This window comes from Methanomassiliicoccales archaeon, assembly GCA_014361295.1.
GTDB lineage: Archaea > Thermoplasmatota > Thermoplasmata > Methanomassiliicoccales > JACIVX01 > JACIVX01.
Map to the genome: position 1 here is coordinate 17,751 of JACIVX010000001.1, position 17,966 is coordinate 35,716.

Annotated in this window: 22 protein-coding genes; 16 read left to right on the forward strand and 6 right to left on the reverse strand. The window is 46.7% G+C overall.

Features of this window, described 5'->3' with window-relative positions:
* Positions 1-76: 76 nt before the first annotated feature.
* A complete protein-coding gene (locus H5T41_00080; protein MBC7107184.1) occupies positions 77-790 on the forward strand; it encodes an AAA family ATPase in 714 nt (237 codons plus the stop codon).
* On the opposite strand, the gene H5T41_00085 is transcribed toward H5T41_00080, so the two are convergent.
* Positions 787-2,985: a DEAD/DEAH box helicase gene (locus tag H5T41_00085; protein ID MBC7107185.1), complete on the reverse strand. Its 2,199-nt coding sequence runs from the start codon at positions 2,983-2,985 to the stop codon at positions 787-789. The genes H5T41_00080 and H5T41_00085 overlap by 4 nt on opposite strands.
* Entirely contained in the window at positions 2,957-3,883 is a 927-nt protein-coding gene (locus tag H5T41_00090) for a DMT family transporter (GenBank protein ID MBC7107186.1), read from the reverse strand. Before H5T41_00090 ends, H5T41_00085 begins: the two co-directional genes overlap by 29 nt.
* A gap of 156 nt (positions 3,884-4,039) precedes the next feature.
* Between H5T41_00090 and lonB the strand changes: the two genes are divergently transcribed.
* The 8 genes from lonB (at position 4,040) to H5T41_00130 (ending at position 9,771) form a co-directional block, all read left to right on the forward strand.
* Positions 4,040-6,001, forward strand: coding sequence for an ATP-dependent protease LonB (gene lonB / locus H5T41_00095; GenBank protein MBC7107187.1), 1,962 nt, complete (start codon positions 4,040-4,042; stop codon positions 5,999-6,001).
* A 98-nt stretch (positions 6,002-6,099) separates the two neighbouring features.
* Positions 6,100-6,624 carry a nicotinamide-nucleotide adenylyltransferase gene (locus H5T41_00100; protein MBC7107188.1) on the forward strand — a complete coding sequence of 175 codons (525 nt, stop codon included), beginning with the start codon at positions 6,100-6,102 and terminating at the stop codon, positions 6,622-6,624.
* Positions 6,625-6,632: 8 nt separating this feature from the next.
* Positions 6,633-7,112 (forward strand): nicotinamide-nucleotide amidohydrolase family protein, encoded by a 480-nt coding sequence (locus tag H5T41_00105; protein MBC7107189.1) that lies wholly within the window; start codon positions 6,633-6,635, stop codon positions 7,110-7,112.
* A 233-nt stretch (positions 7,113-7,345) separates the two neighbouring features.
* Positions 7,346-7,501 carry a hypothetical protein gene (locus H5T41_00110; protein MBC7107190.1) on the forward strand — a complete coding sequence of 52 codons (156 nt, stop codon included), beginning with the start codon at positions 7,346-7,348 and terminating at the stop codon, positions 7,499-7,501.
* A gap of 49 nt (positions 7,502-7,550) precedes the next feature.
* Positions 7,551-7,700, forward strand: coding sequence for a hypothetical protein (locus H5T41_00115; protein MBC7107191.1), 150 nt, complete (start codon positions 7,551-7,553; stop codon positions 7,698-7,700).
* Positions 7,663-8,106: a PAS domain S-box protein gene (locus H5T41_00120; protein MBC7107192.1), complete on the forward strand. Its 444-nt coding sequence runs from the start codon at positions 7,663-7,665 to the stop codon at positions 8,104-8,106. Before H5T41_00115 ends, H5T41_00120 begins: the two co-directional genes overlap by 38 nt.
* A gap of 116 nt (positions 8,107-8,222) precedes the next feature.
* Positions 8,223-9,062, forward strand: a complete 840-nt coding sequence (locus H5T41_00125; protein ID MBC7107193.1) for a recombinase RecA — start codon at positions 8,223-8,225, stop codon at positions 9,060-9,062.
* A gap of 52 nt (positions 9,063-9,114) precedes the next feature.
* Positions 9,115-9,771 (forward strand): KaiC domain-containing protein, encoded by a 657-nt coding sequence (locus tag H5T41_00130; protein ID MBC7107194.1) that lies wholly within the window; start codon positions 9,115-9,117, stop codon positions 9,769-9,771.
* A 4-nt stretch (positions 9,772-9,775) separates the two neighbouring features.
* On the opposite strand, the gene H5T41_00135 is transcribed toward H5T41_00130, so the two are convergent.
* Positions 9,776-10,330, reverse strand: a complete 555-nt coding sequence (locus H5T41_00135; GenBank protein ID MBC7107195.1) for a hypothetical protein — start codon at positions 10,328-10,330, stop codon at positions 9,776-9,778.
* A 141-nt stretch (positions 10,331-10,471) separates the two neighbouring features.
* On the opposite strand from H5T41_00135, the gene H5T41_00140 reads away from it, so the two are divergent.
* The 6 genes from H5T41_00140 (at position 10,472) to H5T41_00165 (ending at position 14,323) form a co-directional block, all read left to right on the forward strand.
* The gene (locus H5T41_00140) at positions 10,472-11,377 is read left to right on the forward strand and encodes a phosphoribosylaminoimidazolesuccinocarboxamide synthase (GenBank protein MBC7107196.1); all 906 of its coding nucleotides are present in this window, start codon (positions 10,472-10,474) and stop codon (positions 11,375-11,377) included.
* A gap of 133 nt (positions 11,378-11,510) precedes the next feature.
* Positions 11,511-11,756, forward strand: a complete 246-nt coding sequence (moaD, locus tag H5T41_00145; GenBank protein MBC7107197.1) for a molybdopterin converting factor subunit 1 — start codon at positions 11,511-11,513, stop codon at positions 11,754-11,756.
* A gap of 13 nt (positions 11,757-11,769) precedes the next feature.
* Positions 11,770-12,180, forward strand: a complete 411-nt coding sequence (locus H5T41_00150) for a molybdenum cofactor biosynthesis protein MoaE (GenBank protein MBC7107198.1) — start codon at positions 11,770-11,772, stop codon at positions 12,178-12,180.
* A 5-nt stretch (positions 12,181-12,185) separates the two neighbouring features.
* Positions 12,186-12,614 carry a cyclic pyranopterin monophosphate synthase MoaC gene (gene moaC / locus H5T41_00155; protein ID MBC7107199.1) on the forward strand — a complete coding sequence of 143 codons (429 nt, stop codon included), beginning with the start codon at positions 12,186-12,188 and terminating at the stop codon, positions 12,612-12,614.
* A 3-nt stretch (positions 12,615-12,617) separates the two neighbouring features.
* A complete protein-coding gene (locus H5T41_00160; GenBank protein MBC7107200.1) occupies positions 12,618-13,121 on the forward strand; it encodes a MogA/MoaB family molybdenum cofactor biosynthesis protein in 504 nt (167 codons plus the stop codon).
* Positions 13,118-14,323, forward strand: a complete 1,206-nt coding sequence (locus H5T41_00165) for a molybdenum cofactor biosynthesis protein (GenBank protein ID MBC7107201.1) — start codon at positions 13,118-13,120, stop codon at positions 14,321-14,323. Before H5T41_00160 ends, H5T41_00165 begins: the two co-directional genes overlap by 4 nt.
* A gap of 26 nt (positions 14,324-14,349) precedes the next feature.
* Here H5T41_00165 and H5T41_00170 read toward each other — a convergent pair whose 3' ends face one another.
* Together H5T41_00170 and H5T41_00175 are read right to left on the reverse strand one after the other, a co-directional pair.
* A complete protein-coding gene (locus H5T41_00170; GenBank protein ID MBC7107202.1) occupies positions 14,350-14,775 on the reverse strand; it encodes a UPF0179 family protein in 426 nt (141 codons plus the stop codon).
* Between the two features lie 38 nt (positions 14,776-14,813).
* Positions 14,814-15,881: an NAD(P)-dependent glycerol-1-phosphate dehydrogenase gene (locus tag H5T41_00175; GenBank protein MBC7107203.1), complete on the reverse strand. Its 1,068-nt coding sequence runs from the start codon at positions 15,879-15,881 to the stop codon at positions 14,814-14,816.
* A gap of 52 nt (positions 15,882-15,933) precedes the next feature.
* On the opposite strand from H5T41_00175, the gene H5T41_00180 reads away from it, so the two are divergent.
* On the forward strand, positions 15,934-17,160 hold the full coding sequence (locus tag H5T41_00180; protein ID MBC7107204.1) for a DUF63 family protein: 1,227 nt from the start codon (positions 15,934-15,936) through the stop codon (positions 17,158-17,160).
* Here H5T41_00180 and H5T41_00185 read toward each other — a convergent pair.
* Positions 17,146-17,946 carry a TIM barrel protein gene (locus H5T41_00185; protein ID MBC7107205.1) on the reverse strand — a complete coding sequence of 267 codons (801 nt, stop codon included), beginning with the start codon at positions 17,944-17,946 and terminating at the stop codon, positions 17,146-17,148. The two genes, H5T41_00180 and H5T41_00185, sit on opposite strands and share 15 nt — an antisense overlap.
* Between the last annotated feature and the right edge of the window lie 20 nt (positions 17,947-17,966).

The following is a 17,966-nucleotide window of genomic DNA, read 5'->3' on the forward strand; positions in this document are numbered from 1 at the left end:
TGGGCTAATTTGGTTCTAACGATTTTCATAGACAAATGATATTTACTCGCGAACGCTATTTTCATTAGGACCACGAATGAACGAACCCGAGCGCCGAATGAAATTCAGAACGTACATAAACGGCTTCGACGAGAATATTGATGGAGGTATCCCACAGGGGCACATCGTTCTTGTTGCTGGTGAAACTGGTACGATGAAATCTTCCATTGCTTACTACATTCTTTTCATGAATGCGAAGCACGAAGGCGTCAACGGTCTGTATCTCTCTCTTGAACAGAGCAAGAGAAGCCTCCTCCGACAGATGGAACAAATGGGACTGCGTGGTGAAACGAAGGGTTGTGTCGAAATCCTCGATATGGGCGAGCTGCGGAAAAAGGCGGAAGGGCCTAATTGGTCTGACACTTTCCGATTTGCGGTTAATGAAACAAAACGTAGAATGAATTATGAATTGCTCGTGATCGATTCTCTTGGTGCTCTTGAGATTATCTCGAATTTCACGAGACCACGAGAAGACATGTTCAGATTGTTTGAATGGCTAAGATCTCTCGATATCACGACGCTCATCATTTCTGAAATGCCTGTGGGTCAGTTTACCTGCTACGGGCCTCACGATGCGGATTTCCTCGCCGATGGGATCATTCATCTCAGGATGACTGAAGGAAGGGAAAGCGAGGTGTTAAGGAAGATTAGATGTGTCAAAATGAGAGAAGCTGATCATGCAACAGGATATTTCTTGCTTCTGAAGAAGGGCGATCAGTTCATCGTCACGCGCGCAATGATCGATTTTTAGAAATCCGTCAACTTTCGCTGTCCTTCCAGCGTCGTTTCCTTTTCAACGCGCAATTCTTTCGATGGCACTGTTAATCCTGGTTTCGTGGTTGTTTCTAACTGTGCTTTGATGCTGCGGGCGAGAGCCTCGCCAATCCGTGGGACGCGAGCAATTGCATGGAGCTCAGCATTTCTCAAATCATCGAGTGTCCTGAAGCCGCTATTGAAAAGCATTCTTGCCCTCACCCTACCAACACCGCGCAATCTAACGAGATCGAGGAGCTCCTTTCTCACCCCATACCTTAATCTCACGACGAGATCGTTAAGCGCTGGGTACGCCTCTCTGTTAAAGATATTCGCGAGCTCCCTCATCGAATACAGAAGCCACTCGGCGATTTCAACTTTGTTTCTGAGATCACCCGGTCCCATATTATATCTCTCGAGAATTTCTTCCTCGCCAACCTCCTCGATCCATTCCTCAAGAGCGCACGCAGTCTTTAATTCTGACAAATAAAATTCATATTCAGTCAAATCTTCTGGTGCAGGAAGCAGAAGTTCATTTTTTCTCAACGAATATACTTCCTCAATCACTTCATATTCTCCGCGCCGGAGATACATGTGCCTCATATCGGGCGTTGAGCAAATTGCATGGAGGAATCCAAAATCAGACGATCCTGCTTTATATGCTTTCAACGCGTCTCTCAGTCTCACCGCTGTTAATGGATCGATGTAAAGATCGGAAACTCTTCTTCCGAAAAATGTCGGGAGAATTTCCTCATTTACCCTTATCATCCCCTCTTTTTCAAGAAATTCAATGATTCGTTCTGCCGCCTCGCCCAAACCTGTGATGCTCACTTGGTGTGCAAAGAATGTCATGCTGAAAAAGGTCATCAAGGTCTCCATCGAATTCGCAACACCCGTCGCGATCGCCGCGAGGATATGACTGCGCAGAACGGCTTCATTGCCGAGTTTCGAAAAAATTTCCTCGGGTTCGCCAAGAAGATAATTCTCCATCAGAAAACTCATTTCGCTTTCATTGCGTGCGATGAGTACCGCCTCACCGTATGGATCGAATCTCGGCCTTCCAGCGCGTCCACACATTTGTTTGATTTCTAACACAGGTATGGAAACATTACCGACGTCAGATTCGTAACGATAAACATCCCTGATGACAACCATTCTCGCTGGCAGATTGATTCCTGCAGCAAGGGTCGGCGTCGCGATGATGCATTTGATCGTGCCGTTCCTGAAACTCTTCTCGACAAGCTTCCTCTGTTCATTCGTCAGTCCAGCGTGATGAAAGGCGATACCTTTCCTCATACAGCTCTTCAGTCGCTTACCGACTGACGTCGATTCATCTTCGTCGATGAGATCATCCAGACCATCAATTTCCACACGATCTTTCAAGATCTCTTTCATTTTTGGAGCGTATCGGACGGCAAGGGATTCCGCGGATTTTCGTGTATTGACGAAAATGAGACACTGCCCACCAGTGAGGATCGCATCAGAGATCAGGCTCCAAACGACATCCCCGCGATCCCTGATCTCCCTCATTGTGTTATCAGTGAATTTGATGATCCCTTCGCAGAGAACGCCCTCTTTTAATGGCACGGGTCTCCAATTGCTGGAAATATGAACCGCGTTTAACCAGTCGGCAAGTTCCCTTGAGTTCTTGATGGTTGCCGAAAGGGCAATAATCTGTATGTTGGGATTGAATCGTCTGAATCGAGCAAGCGTGATCTCGAGGGTTGGCCCTCGCTCAGGATCATGGATGAGATGGATTTCATCGGCCACAACAAGAGAAATTCTTTCGAGCCAACGACTCCTGTGACGCAGCAACGAATCCGCTTTTTCGGATGTTGCGACGATGATATCAAATTTCTCGAGTTCAGGATCAGGCGTGTCAAAATCGCCTACGGACATTTCTACTCTGATTCCGAGTTCCTCAAATTTCTTCAAATCTTCGTATTTTTCAGTTGCAAGCGCCCTGAGCGGAACGATGTAAAGAACCTTTCCGCCACGTTCTAACACATGCTTGAGCGCCGCAAGATAGGCGACGAGAGATTTACCGCTGGCGGTCGGGACAGCGAGCACGAGATTCTTGCCCGCGAGCGCGTGGGGGAGCGCCTCCTCTTGCGGAGGATATAAAGTGACGATTCCGTCTTTCTTCAAGATTTCGACGACATCATCAGGGATTCCTAACTTTTCCAACACCATTTTTCTTCTCTCCAGCGCTCAAAGGGCTATATTGAGCAATTGCCACACCCGCTATAATAAGTGTGGCAAATAAGGCAGTTTTCGAAGTGATCGTTTCCCCGAGCATCGGAATCGACATCATTGTCGAGAACAGGGGAATGAGGTAAAGGAAATAGGAGATCGAGCTCAGACTTTCTTCCCTTAGTGCATAGTAGTATAAGAGAAACGCGATGCAACCTGGGAAAAGCGCAAGAAAGAGGATGATAAGAATGATGTCTGGAGGAATGGTCACTTCGTTCCTCATTTCCAATGGAATCGCAAGACACAAGATTAAGGATCCTGTGATGAGACTCCAGCAGTTGACGATTGCTGGCTCATTCGTTGCGAGTTCTTTCTTTGCGAGAACACCAGAGAATGAATACGAAATGGCGGAAATAAGCACGAGCACATTTCCAATCAAAGCTCCACGCCCGAAATCATTGCCTTCACCGCCGACGAGTAGGATCGTTCCTACTAGGGCCACAATCATCCCAGCGACCTTACGCAATGTTAATTTATCGCCAAGTAGCAGCACCGCAAGCACGATTGTAAATGCGGGTCCTGATGCTTGAATGATCGAGGACAAGCTTGCGGTCGTGTATTGCAACCCTAGATTGAGTGCAGCATTTGGAAGTGCTATACCAACGAATCCAAGCAGTGTAAGCCTTTTCCAGTCGGCGTAGAATCTTCGTACTGTCTCTTCCTTTCCGAGCATCGCAACAACGATGAGGAACATGAAAAGGGCGGCGGCTAAGTAGCGTACCGCGGCGAGCGTGATGGGTGGGAGATAAACAATGCATAATTTTAATAGCGGAAATGAAGACGACCACATAATAACTGCTGCGAGTAAGGCAACGGCACTTGATTTTCTTCCACTCATTTGGTCAAGTGAATCGACGTTGAATACTTAATGACATTCCTTACCATTGATATATTTTCCATTTAATTTGACTATCTGGATCGTATCCCAAAGTGATAAACTCAGGGAAATGCTTAATTAGTGGTAACAGATATGAGTGAACCGAGTCAAATTGATATGACAGACGAGAGGCCTGTTGAAGAACTTCCGGATGTTGACGAATGGATCAAGACGCAAAATTTCACGACGACAGCGGACATTAAAATTCCAGAAAAGCTTGCCGATCAGGTTATCGGGCAGGATGCGGCCGTCGAGGTGATCAAGAAAGCGGCTGAGCAGAAGCGCCACGTTATGTTGATTGGAGATCCAGGTACCGGAAAGAGCATGCTGGCCCGATCAATGACCGAATTCCTGCCAAAGGGTGAACTTCAGGACGTCATCGCCTATCACAATCCCGACGATCCCAATGAGCCAAAGATCAGAGTCGTCCCTGCGGGAAAAGGAAAGGAAATTGTCGCGGCGCAGAAGCGCGAGGCGATGCAGCGGAAGCAACAGAAGGCATCGATGGTGACTGGAATCGTCTTCATGATCATCATCCTCACAGTTATCCTTTACATTCAATCGGGGATGCATGACCCTGGTATAATTCTCATCGGGATCGTTGCAGCGGCAATCATTTTCTTTGCTATGAGGTATTCAGGCACGAGACAGGAAAATATCATGGTGCCGAAGCTCCTCATCTCTCACGAAGAAGGGGAGATGCCACCGTTTATCGACGCAACGGGAGCGCATGCCGGTGCATTGCTCGGTGATGTCAAGCATGACCCCTTCCAGAGCGGTGGTCTTGAAACACCTGCGCATGAGAGGCTCGAGGTCGGTGCGATCCATAAGGCGTCGAAAGGCGTCCTTTTCATTGACGAAATCAACATGCTGAGGATCGAGTCCCAGCAGAGTTTGCTCACAGCCCTCCAGGAGGGAAAATTCCCGATCACCGGTCAGAGTGAGAGAAGTTCTGGTGCGATGGTTAAGAGCGAGCCAGTCCCCTGTGATTTCATTCTCGTATGTGCTGGTAACCTCGACGCCGTTCAGGGAATGCATCCAGCGCTGAGGTCGAGAATCCGTGGTTACGGTTACGAGGTCTACATGAAATCGACAATGGACGACACTCACGAGAACAGGCAAAAGCTTGTCAGGTTCGTGGCACAAGAGGTCGCGAAAGACAAGAAAATTCCCCACTTCGATAAGAGCGCTGTTGCGGAGATCCTCAAAGAGGCGCAGCGCCGGGCTGGTAGGCGCGGACAACTGACCCTCAGGCTGAGAGAGCTAGGAGGGCTGATCAGGGTCGCTGGGGACATCGCGCGCGAAGAAAACAAGCCGATCGTTACGGCCGATCATGTCATAAGAGCAAAGAAAATTGCGAGGAGTCTCGAGCAACAGGTCGCAGATCGCTACATCGAAATCAGAAAAATGTACAAGACCTTCATGACAGAAGGATCCGCGGTCGGCGTCGTCAACGGCCTCGCGGCACTCAACACCGAATCAAGCATGGCCGAGTATTCTGGTGTGGTGCTTCCAATCGTTGCTGAAGTTACACCGGCGCAGACAAAGAACGGCGGGAGGATCATTGCAACTGGCCGACTTGGTGAGATTGCGAAGGAAGCAGTCCAGAATGTTTCGGCGCTGATCAAGAAGTACACGGGCGAGGACATCAGCAACCATGATGTGCACGTGCAGTTCGTCGGGTCATATGATGGTGTTGAGGGTGACAGTGCCTCGATTTCCGTTGCAACGGCGGTCATTTCAGCCTTCGAGGACGTGCCTGTCGACCAGTCCGTTGCAATGACTGGAAGTCTGAGCGTTAGAGGCAAGGTCTTACCGGTCGGTGGAGTGACGGCGAAGATTGAGGCGGCAGCAGAAGCTGGAATAAAGAAGGTCCTCATCCCAAAAGAGAACATGAAGGATGTTGTGCTCGAAGAGAGATATGTTGGTAAAATCGAAATCGTGCCAGTCGAGAACTTGAGTGAAGTGCTCAGCCACGCGCTCGTCGGTGGAACGAAGAAGGAAGGTCTATTAAGGAAGCTTGCTTCAATGGTGGAAAGCGCGACTGTGCCCAGTAGCGGAAGACCGACGACTCAGTAATTCTTTTTTCAATATTTTTTTCAATATATTTTATATCGACTTATTGGAAAATTTGAATAACCCGCGCATCATTTCCTGATTACTGGGAGAGGAGATCTGTGGATAGTGATGATTTCAACAGCCTGATTATCGGACGCTTTCAGCCTTTTCATAAGGGACATCTCGAAGTTATTAAAACGATTGCCAGGGAATCTGACTATGTAACTATCGGCATCGGTAGCGCTCAGTATTCCCACACCTTCGAAAATCCTTTTACCGCGGGTGAGCGCCATCTCATGATTTCAAGGGCGCTCAGGGACGAGGGAATTGAAAGGTATTTCCTCGTACCGATCGTTGATATTAACAGATACGCCGTATGGGTTGCGCATGTCGTTTCGATGGTGCCGCCCTTTAAGGCCGTCTATACCAATAATCCGCTCACAAGACGTCTCTTTCAGGAGGCAGGATTTGAGGTGAGAGCCGCGCCGCTTTTTAACATCGAACTTTACTCCGGAACGGAGATCAGAAAAAGAATGCTAGCCGATCAGGAGTGGAAACATCTCGTTCCTCCCGCGGTTGCGAAGGTCATCGAGGAGATCAAGGGCGTTGAGAGAATCAAGGACCTCATGAAAGGCTTGCATTAGGGTGTTTTATGGGTCTTGGGGAAGATCTTGGTCAGAAATTGAGAGAAAAGGGGAAAACGATTGCTGTAGCGGAGTCGATGACAGGGGGGCTCGTGGCAAGTCTCATTACCGATGTGCCTGGGAGTTCCGCTTATTTTGTTGGTGGCGTAGTCGCTTATAGTAACGAGCTAAAAACTAAATTACTTGGCGTCAAACAATCGACGCTTGAAAGGTTCGGTGCCGTCAGCGAACAAACTGCGGCGGAAATGGCAGAAGGCATCCGGGAAATCACCGGTGCCGACGTTGGCGCATCGCTTACTGGAATCGCAGGACCAGGCGGCGGGACGGAGAAAAAACCAATCGGCCTCGTCTTCTTTGCCGTTGATTCGGGTAACGATATCAAAGAGGTAAGAAAAGCAATCATTGAAGGTAATCGCCTGGAGATTAAGAGAAGAGCGTCCGAGCTTATTCTCTGCATGATCATTGAATGCTTGGACAGACTCAAGTGATGGGGAAGGGTAGTGATCACGCTTGTCTTGTATCTCATCATATAAAAGAAATTGCTAGGAAACGTTCACTGCATAAATCAGGGTATAAGATAAATATGAACGAAGATTTGGAATCCTTGAAAGATATTGCCATGATGTTTGCTTCGATATGATGTTGTGTAAGTGGCTAGATTGATAAATGTTTTTGCTAGTTGATGATGAACCTTCTATTTTGGAAGTGACGAGCGCTCTTTTTGAACTCGGAGGTCGGTTTCGAAGTCGATGTTGCTTCATCCGTTAAAGAGGCGCTTTTGAAGATACAAAACAAGGAATACGATGCAATTCTTTCTGGCTATTCAATACCCGCGCGAACCGGGATTGATTTCTTGGAGATTCCTGAGAAAAACTAGAAATGACATTACATTTATCTTTTTCACCGGAAGAAGAGGAGAAGTGACGATGGAAGCGCAAAACAACGGCTCAGACCGGTATATTGTAAAAAGTGCAAGCATTAAGATCATGTTCGAAGAGCTCCTTCGTGCAATTATTTTGATCGTTGAAAGAAGGCGTTATGTTTTACAAGATCCGAGAAAAGGAGATTCTACTTAGGAATTTGTTTGACAACGCACTTAATCCGATCATGGTTTTTGATGCAATCAGCATCTCCCTTGATGCAAATAGAGCAGCGCAGAAGATTTTCGAGGCGGAAATTGAAGAGATTGTTGAAAAAACAATATGGAATCTCTTTTCGATCGATGAAAATGATTTTAAAGGAGAGGATGATGCGCTGTATATCGATTCAAAGGTTGCCGAGTTTGATTTTTATATTCACGAGAAGAAAAGAAGGATGAAGTTAATGATCATTCCGATGGACGGTTGTGGAAGAAAGATATTCTATGCAATCGGGAAAGACGGGGGTCGGCCATTTAGCGTTGATGAACAGCGTGACCGATTGATTCAACAAACACCTTGCTGTCATCGAGATGAGATTCTCTTTGAACACACATTAAATTAAATTTAAAGGATCGCCAATATAAAAGTTCTCTCCAAGAGAATTTCCATACTTCAACCAATATCGACAGAAAATTCTTTAAGCCTGCATTCGGATACATATCCAGTCAGGTGTAGGGAATGGGTGCACTCGTTAAAAGAATACCTACTGGTGTAGCTGATTTTGACTCAATCATCAAGGGTGGATTTCCCGCAGGTTCTGTTGTTCTTTTGTTAGGCGAACTTGGAGCTGGACAGCAGGAATTTGCATTGACCTCCGCTGCAAAACTCGCCCTCGTCAAGGAATATCCCGAAACCGCAAGTTTTTTCCTCGGTCGAAACATCGAGATTCGCGATTTGCCTGAGCGTCTATGCTATGTGACTTTTTCCCGATCGCGCGAGGAGATTTTGCAGGAGATCGCCGTCTCCTTCAACGCGGACTTCTACAATGCGTTTGCAAAGCATGTCGTTTTTAAAGACTTCTCTGGTGCTTATTTCAGGCATACATTGGTTCCTGCGACTTGGGCGGGCGAAGAAGCGTCCCTCTTCAAGAGCCAGGCAGAAGACAATCTGCTTGAGGGTTTAGTGAATTTTCTCGATGAAAACGCGCCAAATAGTCTCGTAATCATCGATTCAATTACCGATCTCGCTGTCAACGCGAAAATTGAAATCGCGGATTTGGTCTCAGTTCTGCGGGGGATGCAGAGGATCTCGAAGAAATGGGGCGGAATCATTTACTTGATCCTTACTCAGGATATATTGGACCAGCGGAAGCAGAAGATGATCATGGATAGTGTTGACGGAGCGCTCGTTTTTGAATGGAGCAAATTCAGTCATTCTTCGAAGAGACAGCGATACCTGTATGTAGAGAAATTCATGAGCATTCTTCCTCACCTGGATAAGGAAAGGATCGCACGATTTGCAACTGTCGTGACTGCTCAGAGTGGTCTGGTCGTCATCGACACGGAGAGGGTGGGGTGATCATTTGGCTCAAGATGAAAGGGTGAAGACTGGTATAGATGGCCTCGATGAAATGCTCAACGGTGGATTTCCGCGCGCTCACACGATCGTCGTCATGGGCTCATTCGGGACGGGAAAGACGACGTTCTGTCTTCAATTCCTAAACGAAGGGCTGAGAAACGGGGAAAAGGGAATTTACATCACATTGGAAGAAGATGAGCGCTCGATCATCGAAGATGCAAAATCGTTTGGATGGGATCTGAAATCGGCGATCGACTCGAAGAATCTTGTCGTTGTTAAGCTGGAACCGACTGATGCGAAAACGACGATTTCAAGAATCAAGAGTGAGTTGCCAGACTTTATCAAGTCCTTCGGCGCAAAAAGGATCGTCATCGATTCAATCTCCTTGCTTAACATGCTCTTTGAGTCGGAGCATGAGAAGCGTACGAATCTCTTTAACCTCGCTCAGATGATTAAGAAGACTGGTGCTACCTGCATTATGACAGCGGAGGTCAAGGACAATAATCCCCTCGCATCGCGGGACGGTCTCATAGAGTACACGGCGGATGGTGTAATTTCACTTCAGTATGAAGAATCTCCAGATAAAGGCGAAATTCGTTTGACGCTGAGAATTCTTAAAATGAGAAGAATCAGTCATTCAAGACGAGTGAAACCGTATTCGATCACAAACAGGGGTATCGAGGTTCACGCCGGCGCAGAGGTTTTCTGACATCTCATCGATAAATTTCTTTGAGCACCGACTCTTTCATTTTTGTTTTGTGTGCGAGATTTTTTAAGAATTCATCGTAGGATTGAGCTACGGGGATATATGGTGAGACTTCTTTCGTAATGTTGCAATTCTGCAATTCGGACAGCGCATTTTTTGCTGTCGGAGATCCATTTCGCATATTTCTGATATCAATACTATCCCAACCCTTTAGTTCATGAATGTATTTCCATACACATTTATGCACATCATCTTTTTCGTTTTCAGAAATAATAGCGCTGCGATCCGACGCGTCGCTTGCAATGAACTCAACGACCTTCCAGGGAGGCAATTTGCCGACTTTCGAAATCATCAACGGTGCATATCCCACTACTGTAGATCCGTCAGTCACTTCGAGCAAGATCATCTTCCTTCCTTTACCGAAAAATTTCCACCAGGTACCAATCCACTCGGTTCTGAGAAAAACCTCATCTTCCCCGCTTGTTGCCAGTATTCGATCCCAATCTTCTTTGATGTCGGTCAACCGTGATGGATTCGTGATTTCGTTCACGCGCAGTGACATTCATCTCGTATATAGGTTCAGTCCGACTATTTAGTGTTCTCGACCCATCGAATAATTGTATATCGAATCAACACAGGCATCAATCTGGAAAAGACCGCAAATAATAAGAACGATAATCCGATTACAATAGCGGGTGACCTGATGAAATTACTACGTGTGGGTAAGGTGAAGCAGGTTTACGAGGTTGATGAGAGCACGCTTGAATTCGTCTTCACTGACAATATTTCTGTCTTTGACAAAATCATACCCACACAGATCCCGTACAAAGGAGAAACTCTCTGCAGGACTGCGGTCTTCTGGTTTCAGGTCCTCAAGAAAAATGGCATCAGAACACATTTCAAAGAATTCGTGCCACCGAATCGTATGAGGGTCAAGAAGGTCGATGTGATCAGCGATTACAGCAAATTAAACTGCAACTCCACTAATTATTTGATTCCTCTTGAATTCATCAGCCGGAGTTATGTCGCTGGCTCTCTATACGACAGAGTCAGATCTGGGAAAGTTCTTCCGGAAGAACTTGGTTTCCCGCCGAATCACAATGTGAGCTACGGCGAAAAACTTCCAAGGCCTTATTTTGAGGTGACGACGAAGCTTGAAAAATATGACAGGGAGCTTTCAAAAAAAGAAGCGTTGGAGATTTCTGGCTTGACGGAAGAGGAGTTCGAAAGGATACTCGAAATCATCACGAAGATTGACGAAATCATCGCTGCTGAGGCTGAAGAGCGTATGCTGATTCACGTCGACGGCAAGAAGGAATTTGCGTTTGATGAAAAGAGGAGACTCATGGTTGTTGACACATTCGGCACCGCTGATGAAGACAGATGGCGGGATCAGGACGCATACGCCGTCGGAAAGTTCATCGAACTCAGCAAAGAAGCTGTTCGACAATATTACAGGGAGATTGGATACTACGATAATCTCATGGAGGCACGCAAGAAAGGGCTTCCCGAGCCTGATATCCCACCGCTTCCGGAAAACAAGATTAAGGAGATCAGCGATCTTTACATCGAGATGTTCGAAAAGATCACTGGAGAAAGCTTCCGCTGAGGTGATTTTTTCATTTATTTGGATGATACGTTTCGAATTACCTCTCCAGATCTTTCGATTACCAGCGAGAGTGGAGACCGAAATCCTTATCATGAATCGGCAAAATTGTATACGGGTCGCCGGAGTTGATTACGTGAAAGTAAAGGTCAAGTTCTTTGCATCATACAGAGAAATCGTCGGGCAACATGAAATCACGATGGATTTGAAGCAGGGTACAAAACTTTCAGATCTTGTCGAGGACTTGAAGCGTCTTTATCCCCGACTTCAGGGATTCACAGATCCGATCGTAACTTCAGTTAACAAGAAATACGCAAGGGACGATGTGATGCTCAAGGATGGAGATGAAATCGCCCTGTTGCCCCCTGTGAGTGGAGGTTGAAGGAGCTGATCTGATGATTATCGTTTCAAAGAATGATTTTTCCGTTGATGATGTTCTAAGCAAAATGCGGACAAATGAAACTGGTGCGATCGTGAGTTTTGTCGGCGTCGTGAGAGGTGAGGAGAAGGGCAGGAAGCTCGTGAAAATGGAGATTGAAGCATACGAGGAAATGGCTGAAAAGGAACTCATCAAATTGAAGGATCATGCGATGAAGAATTTTGACGTACAGGAAATCGTCATCTGGCATAGGGTCGGTACTCTCTTTCCAGGAGATAATATCGTTCTGATCGCCGTCGCGAGTGCCCACAGGAAAGATGCTTTTGCGGCCGCACAATTCCTCATCGATGAACTCAAGAAAGTTGTGCCCTTGTGGAAGAAAGAAGTTTACGAGGATGGTGAAGTCTGGGTGGAGGATAAGAAATGACTGGAATGGTAGACATCAGCGGAAAGCCGATCGTGAAGAGGAAGGCAGTTGCTTCTGGCAGAATCATCCTCGGGAAAAAATCACTCGACGCGATTAAAGCTGGTAAGGTCAAGAAGGGTGATGTTTTCGAGGCAGCAAAAATCTCCGCAATCCAGTCTGTTAAAGCAACCTGGCAAATGATTCCCTATTGTCATCCAATCCCTATTGAGTCGGTCTCGGTTACTTTCGATCTCTGCGACGATTCAGTTTTCTGCTCCGTTGAAGTTGCAGCAAGCTATAAAACTGGCGTCGAAATGGAGGCACTTTTAGGTGTTACAAGTGCTCTCCTGACCATATGGGATATGGTCAAGTATCTTGAAAAGGACGAAAGAGGCCAATACCCAATTACGCGGATCACTGATATACAGGTTGTTTCAAAAGAAAAGGAGGAATGAGCATTGGGTTATGAGGATCATGCAAAGCATGCAGTGTCGAACGTTCCGTGTGCGGTGATCACTGTCAGCGATACGAGAACTCGCGATACGGACGAATCCGGGAAAATCATCATGACAATGCTGCAGTCCGGAGGTCACCGTGTCACAGATTACAGAATAGTCAAGGATAACATCAGTGAAATCAAGAGTGCGATCACCGCCGATCTGGAGAATGATGATGTAAAGGTCATTATCATCAATGGTGGTACTGGACTTTCAAAAAGGGACGTGACGATCGAGGCTGTCTGTCCCTTCCTTGAAAAGAGGATCGAAGGATTTGGTGAACTTTTCAGATATCTCAGTTATTTGGAAATTGGGAGCGCGGCGATGATGAGCAGGGCTATCGGTGGCGTCGCTTTTAGAAAGATTATCCTGTGTGTTCCGGGCTCCCCTCATGCTGTGAAATTGGCGATGGAAAAATTGATTTTGCCTCAGCTAGGCCATATGGTTTGGGAGGTAGATCGGTGAAACCGCTTGCATCACTGATTCCGCTCGATGAGGCGAAGAAGCTCGTTGAGGAGTATGTGCAACCGATTGAACGAAAGGAGCGCATCCCGCTTTCCGACCTTCTTTTTAGAGTACTCGCGGAGGATATTGTTTCTAGAATCGATGTTCCTCCCTACGATCGCTCCGCCATGGATGGTTACGCTGTCAGGGCGGCGGATACCTTTAGTGCGGGAAAGTTTGAACCTGTGGAGCTCAGGTGCATAGGTGTTGTGCACGCCGGCGAAGTTCCGAGCAAGAAAATCGGGGCTGGTGAATGCATGCAGATTGCGACGGGAGCGATGATTCCTGAAGGCGCGGATGCGGTCGTGATGGTTGAGAATACCGAACGATTTAATGATGTTGTCCAGATCTTTCGCGCCGTTCCGCCGGGCTCGAACATTTCAAAAAAAGGGGAGGATATCAAGGCTGGTACGGTTGTTCTGAGAAAAGGGGAATTATTAACGCCTTCAAAAGTCGGCGTCATCGCGGCTCTCGGGATAAGTGAAGCAACAGTTTATGCAAAGCCAAAAGTCTTGATTGTCCCAACGGGGAATGAGGTGGCTGAAGTTGGAAAGCCGCTCAATCCTGGGCAAGTCTACGACATCAATTCGCACACACTCTCTTCGATTCTCCTCGAAAACGGGTGCGTGCCGGTCGCGCATGCCATCGTTGAAGACGTGGCAGAAGAATTGAAATCTGTGCTCGAGAGAGCAAATGATTACGATATGGTTGTCCTTTCCGGTGGGAGCTCAGCCGGTGAAAGGGATGTGCTCGAACAGGTAATTTCGGAACTCGGAAGAGTGATCTTTCATGGTGTGCAGATAAAACCAGGTAAGCCCACGATCTTCGGGTTGATTGGAAATACGCCAGTTTTCGGAATGCCTGGATACCCCACAGCATGTTTGACAAATGGATACGTTTTTCTGCTTCCAGCTGCAAGAAAGATGGCCCGCTTGCCGAAAAGGCAGGAGGTCATCGGCACATTTCCGATGGCAAAGAAATACGCCGCCACACTGGGGAGGCATCAATTTCTGACCGTCCGTGTCATCGACGGACAAGTTTATCCGGCTTTCAAGGAATCGGGGGCAATTACGAGCATTGCGCATGCCGATGGCTGGATTGAGATCCCTCCAAATGTTGACATCGTGGAGAAGGGGACGAATGTCGAAGTACATTTCTTTTAAAGATGACTGAATCAGGACATGGAAGATCAGGCAATCTCAACCTCAACAAGTTTATTTCCTTCTGGGCAGTTGATTTCTCCGATGACCTTGGTGATCTTACACTTGCTGTTCCTTTCCATTCCAATAGGGTGGCAGATGCGGTACCGATCGCAGCCGATATTGAGACATTTGATCTCCTCGAGTGTGACGACTGAACCTTCGAGTGCGTATTTCTGTATCACCGCGCACCGAACCGGAATCTTTTCCACTTCCACGACCCTAACCCCATCCTCGTGGATTCTGCATTCATGATGCACATCTCTCAGTGCAGTGATTCTGTACACACTGCCTGCGTCTAGATTGAAGCAAACAGCCTTCAATTTGCACTCACGGCAGTCCGTCAGAGGTCCCCTATATGTGAACTCAGCCCCCTCTTTTGCCTGGCGTTCTCCGATTAATGTCACTATTACCATCATTTTACCTCCTTTTTTTGATCGTCATATTATGAAAGTCAGATGACACCTGTGATTGTAGCAAGCCTTTCGGCGGCCTCACGGGTCAAACCTGAGGTTCCAAGAATCGTGAATCGGTCAGGTCTGATCTTATGAGCTGTGATGAGTGCTTCGATGATTTGATCTCTCGTCACACCGAGCTGCGAAGCATTTGTCGGTGCACCGATCTTTGCCAACGCGTTCTTTATTCTCATCCAGTCTCCACCATGGAGATACATCATCATGATGCAACCAACGCCACATTGTTCACCGTGGAGCGCGCTGCCTGGTGCGATTAGATCCAGCGCGTGGGAAAACATGTGTTCGGATCCGCTTGTCGGTCTCGAGCTTCCGGCAACGCTCATCGAAATCCCTGATATAATGATGGGTCTGATCGCAATCCAAACACTTTCTTCGAGGTTTGGTCTTATCAGATCAGCATTTTCAATGAGTGTTTGCGCGGTGTAGCTTGCAAGTGCATAAGCAGATCTACTGAATTCTTCATTCCGGAGCCTTCTTGCAAATTCCCAGTCCATCAAAGCCGTCGAATTGGAAATCACATCCGCGCATCCTGAAGCGAGCAACCTGTATGGAGCCTTGAGTATAACCGCAGTGTCTGCGACAACGCCCAGCGGTACTTTTGCTTCAACGGATACTGGACCATTCTTATTGCGGAGAGAAGCCCTTCCAGATGCGATTCCGTCATGTGATGCTGATGTAGGAATGCTGATAAATTCCAAGTTCAGCTCCTTAGCTGCCATTTTTGCCAGATCGATTTTGCTTCCTCCTCCAATACCGAGGATGAAAGAAGCTTTCACCTCCTTAGCGATCGAGACCACTGTTTCGAGGTTCTGCTTGGTTGCCTCGCCAACGATGGCAAATTGAACATCAAAACCTCGATCTGCAAGTTGATCAGCTACGGTATTCCCCGCGATCTTCTTTGTCTTTTCACCAGCTATGATGAGAGCCGTGCCGGTCAGCCCGAAATCTTTGCAGACGTCTGGGACCTGATCAAGGACGCCGTGACCCGCAAGGACATGTCTCGGAAAAATCATAGACCGGGCTTTCGTAAAAAGACCCTCATCCATCCAAGCACCTGAACGAACCCTCATATACACCTTTTTCCTTTTCAATTTATCGGTGAAATACTCTCTTTTTGAATTACTGGCTGATTTCTATACGCGAAGAAAATTTTTCATTTTCGTTGCGATAATATCAGTTGCGAGTTTCATTCTTATTATTAGTTGTCTTTTTTTTGGAGACATCATCTGGCGCGAATTCATTTACAGGTATTTCTGGGGGCCCATCGAGTCAGATAAAGCGGGGCATCCTATAAATGGAATCTATGAGGGTTATAATGTCTTGAGCACACTTGTCTACGGAATTCTGCTCATTTTCTCAATCTTTATTATGTACAGGATCTGCTTGCATCTTCGAATCAATATCGAGACCGCTTTCATCGTAGCCGCGATCCCTTTCATTCTTTTCGGCGGGATCTCCCGTGCGCTTGAGGATGCGTGCCTTTTCAGTGGGACGATCCAGTATCTTTTCATCTCACCAATTATTTACATTTTCACAATCGCCCTCTTTTCTCTCACAATTGTCGCTGGAATCTTCACTAAACGAAGAAAAGAAGAAACACAGAAGAAATTTGTTTGCGTGCCTTTCTGTGTCCTAATTGGTGTCTTACTCATACTCCATTTCGTCGCATTTACTCTCTTCCCCTCAAATTTCAATTTCACACCTCCTCTCTTGCTCCCAATTGCTTTTGCGGTTCTTACGATTATCGCATATTGCGTATTCCTCAGGAAAGCATCTGACATCCTGGTACTATCGATTCTATTTGCAGGTCTTTTTCTTGTGTTCTGGTCAACTTCTTTTGTTATCGCTTTTTTCTTCTCTCCCGAATGGCAATCGATTGTTCTTTCGAAGACAACACATTCGTTGGAAACACGTCCTATTGAGCTTCTTATAATCCCTGGAATTGCAGGTGGGCTGACTGGAGGCGTTGCCGCGATCGGGTTCGTCGGTAAGAGCAAGGCAAATTTTCTTTCATCGCCAGTGAATCTTATTCTAATCTTTTCCCACCTTCTCGACGGCGTCGCGACCTATCGCGGCATCGATCTTTATGAATACGGCGAAAAGCACGTGCTCCCGACATTTTTTATTGAGATCTTTGGGAGTGCGGTGATCATGGTCGTGATCAAACTTGTACTCGTAATCCTAATCCTTATTCTGATCGATGTTCTCTTCAGACGGGAATTAATAGCATACCCTAATTTACCAAATATCACGAAGTTCGTTCTGATCTTTCTTGGACTTGCTCCAGGTGTGAGAGATGCGCTGCGGATTTCAATGGGTGTATAGGTTGGAATTTTTGTGAAGGATCGCTTCGATCTTCTTTCTTGCCTCTATAAAACCAATTCCTTTGTTTAAATGGCCGCCGCGAATCTCCAAGAGAACTGGTAAATCCGCTATTTCTTTCAAAAAATCGAAGCGGATTTTTCCTTCTCCAATTTGGAGTCCCTCGTCTGCGGGCTGAATTGCATCGGACAAGTGAATATGCGTGATCGATTCGTCCAATTCCCGAAGGTATTGGTTTATCATCTCATTTCCATCATCAGTTGTTGACAAATATGCGTGAGATGTGTCGAGCACGAAACCGTTCACGTAATTCCTGATCGCATCGTACTCTTTTGGTGAAAGAAGAATATTGCAGTGCAACAAGTGGTCACCCAAATGGTAGAATCTCGGCATATTTTCGATCCACTTTTTGCCGCCGATCGACTCAAGCGATTTTCTAAGCCCCTCGACTATTCTTTGACGGTTCGCAATCGCATATGGCAAGACGCCACCAGGATGGATGACTGTCGGCAAGCCATACGAATCAGCGATCTCGCATATTTCGGTGATTCTCATGACACAAAATTCTCTGAACTTATCGTCCTCGTTTGCAAGATCGATAAGCATCTTTTTGTTTGAAAAATGTATCAATTCAGGCGCATGAACAACTTTGCACATTTCCTCGGTCGAAAGGAAGTGCTCGATTGCTTCTTTCTCGTCGCAATCCCGAATTAGAAGTTCGGTGAAGTCCCAGTGCTGATGCCTAAACTCGTTTGCATCTTTGATTGTAACCATTATACCAAAGCGCATCCAACCCTCTCTTTTCACTC

Excerpts from the sequence above, each read along its gene's own strand:
- H5T41_00080 (MBC7107184.1), top strand. The coding sequence starts at position 77 with ATGAACGAACCCGAGCGCCGAATGAAATTCAGAACGTACATAAACGGC.
- H5T41_00085 (MBC7107185.1), bottom strand. The coding sequence starts at position 2,985 with ATGGTGTTGGAAAAGTTAGGAATCCCTGATGATGTCGTCGAAATCTTG.
- H5T41_00090 (MBC7107186.1), bottom strand. The coding sequence starts at position 3,883 with ATGAGTGGAAGAAAATCAAGTGCCGTTGCCTTACTCGCAGCAGTTATT.
- lonB (MBC7107187.1), top strand. The coding sequence starts at position 4,040 with ATGACAGACGAGAGGCCTGTTGAAGAACTTCCGGATGTTGACGAATGG.
- H5T41_00105 (MBC7107189.1), top strand. The coding sequence starts at position 6,633 with ATGGGTCTTGGGGAAGATCTTGGTCAGAAATTGAGAGAAAAGGGGAAA.
- H5T41_00115 (MBC7107191.1), top strand. The coding sequence starts at position 7,551 with ATGGAAGCGCAAAACAACGGCTCAGACCGGTATATTGTAAAAAGTGCA.
- H5T41_00120 (MBC7107192.1), top strand. The coding sequence starts at position 7,663 with ATGTTTTACAAGATCCGAGAAAAGGAGATTCTACTTAGGAATTTGTTT.
- H5T41_00125 (MBC7107193.1), top strand. The coding sequence starts at position 8,223 with ATGGGTGCACTCGTTAAAAGAATACCTACTGGTGTAGCTGATTTTGAC.
- H5T41_00130 (MBC7107194.1), top strand. The coding sequence starts at position 9,115 with ATGCTCAACGGTGGATTTCCGCGCGCTCACACGATCGTCGTCATGGGC.
- H5T41_00135 (MBC7107195.1), bottom strand. The coding sequence starts at position 10,330 with ATGTCACTGCGCGTGAACGAAATCACGAATCCATCACGGTTGACCGAC.
- H5T41_00140 (MBC7107196.1), top strand. The coding sequence starts at position 10,472 with ATGAAATTACTACGTGTGGGTAAGGTGAAGCAGGTTTACGAGGTTGAT.
- H5T41_00150 (MBC7107198.1), top strand. The coding sequence starts at position 11,770 with ATGATTATCGTTTCAAAGAATGATTTTTCCGTTGATGATGTTCTAAGC.
- moaC (MBC7107199.1), top strand. The coding sequence starts at position 12,186 with ATGGTAGACATCAGCGGAAAGCCGATCGTGAAGAGGAAGGCAGTTGCT.
- H5T41_00170 (MBC7107202.1), bottom strand. The coding sequence starts at position 14,775 with ATGGTAATAGTGACATTAATCGGAGAACGCCAGGCAAAAGAGGGGGCT.
- H5T41_00175 (MBC7107203.1), bottom strand. The coding sequence starts at position 15,881 with ATGGATGAGGGTCTTTTTACGAAAGCCCGGTCTATGATTTTTCCGAGA.
- H5T41_00185 (MBC7107205.1), bottom strand. The coding sequence starts at position 17,946 with ATGCGCTTTGGTATAATGGTTACAATCAAAGATGCAAACGAGTTTAGG.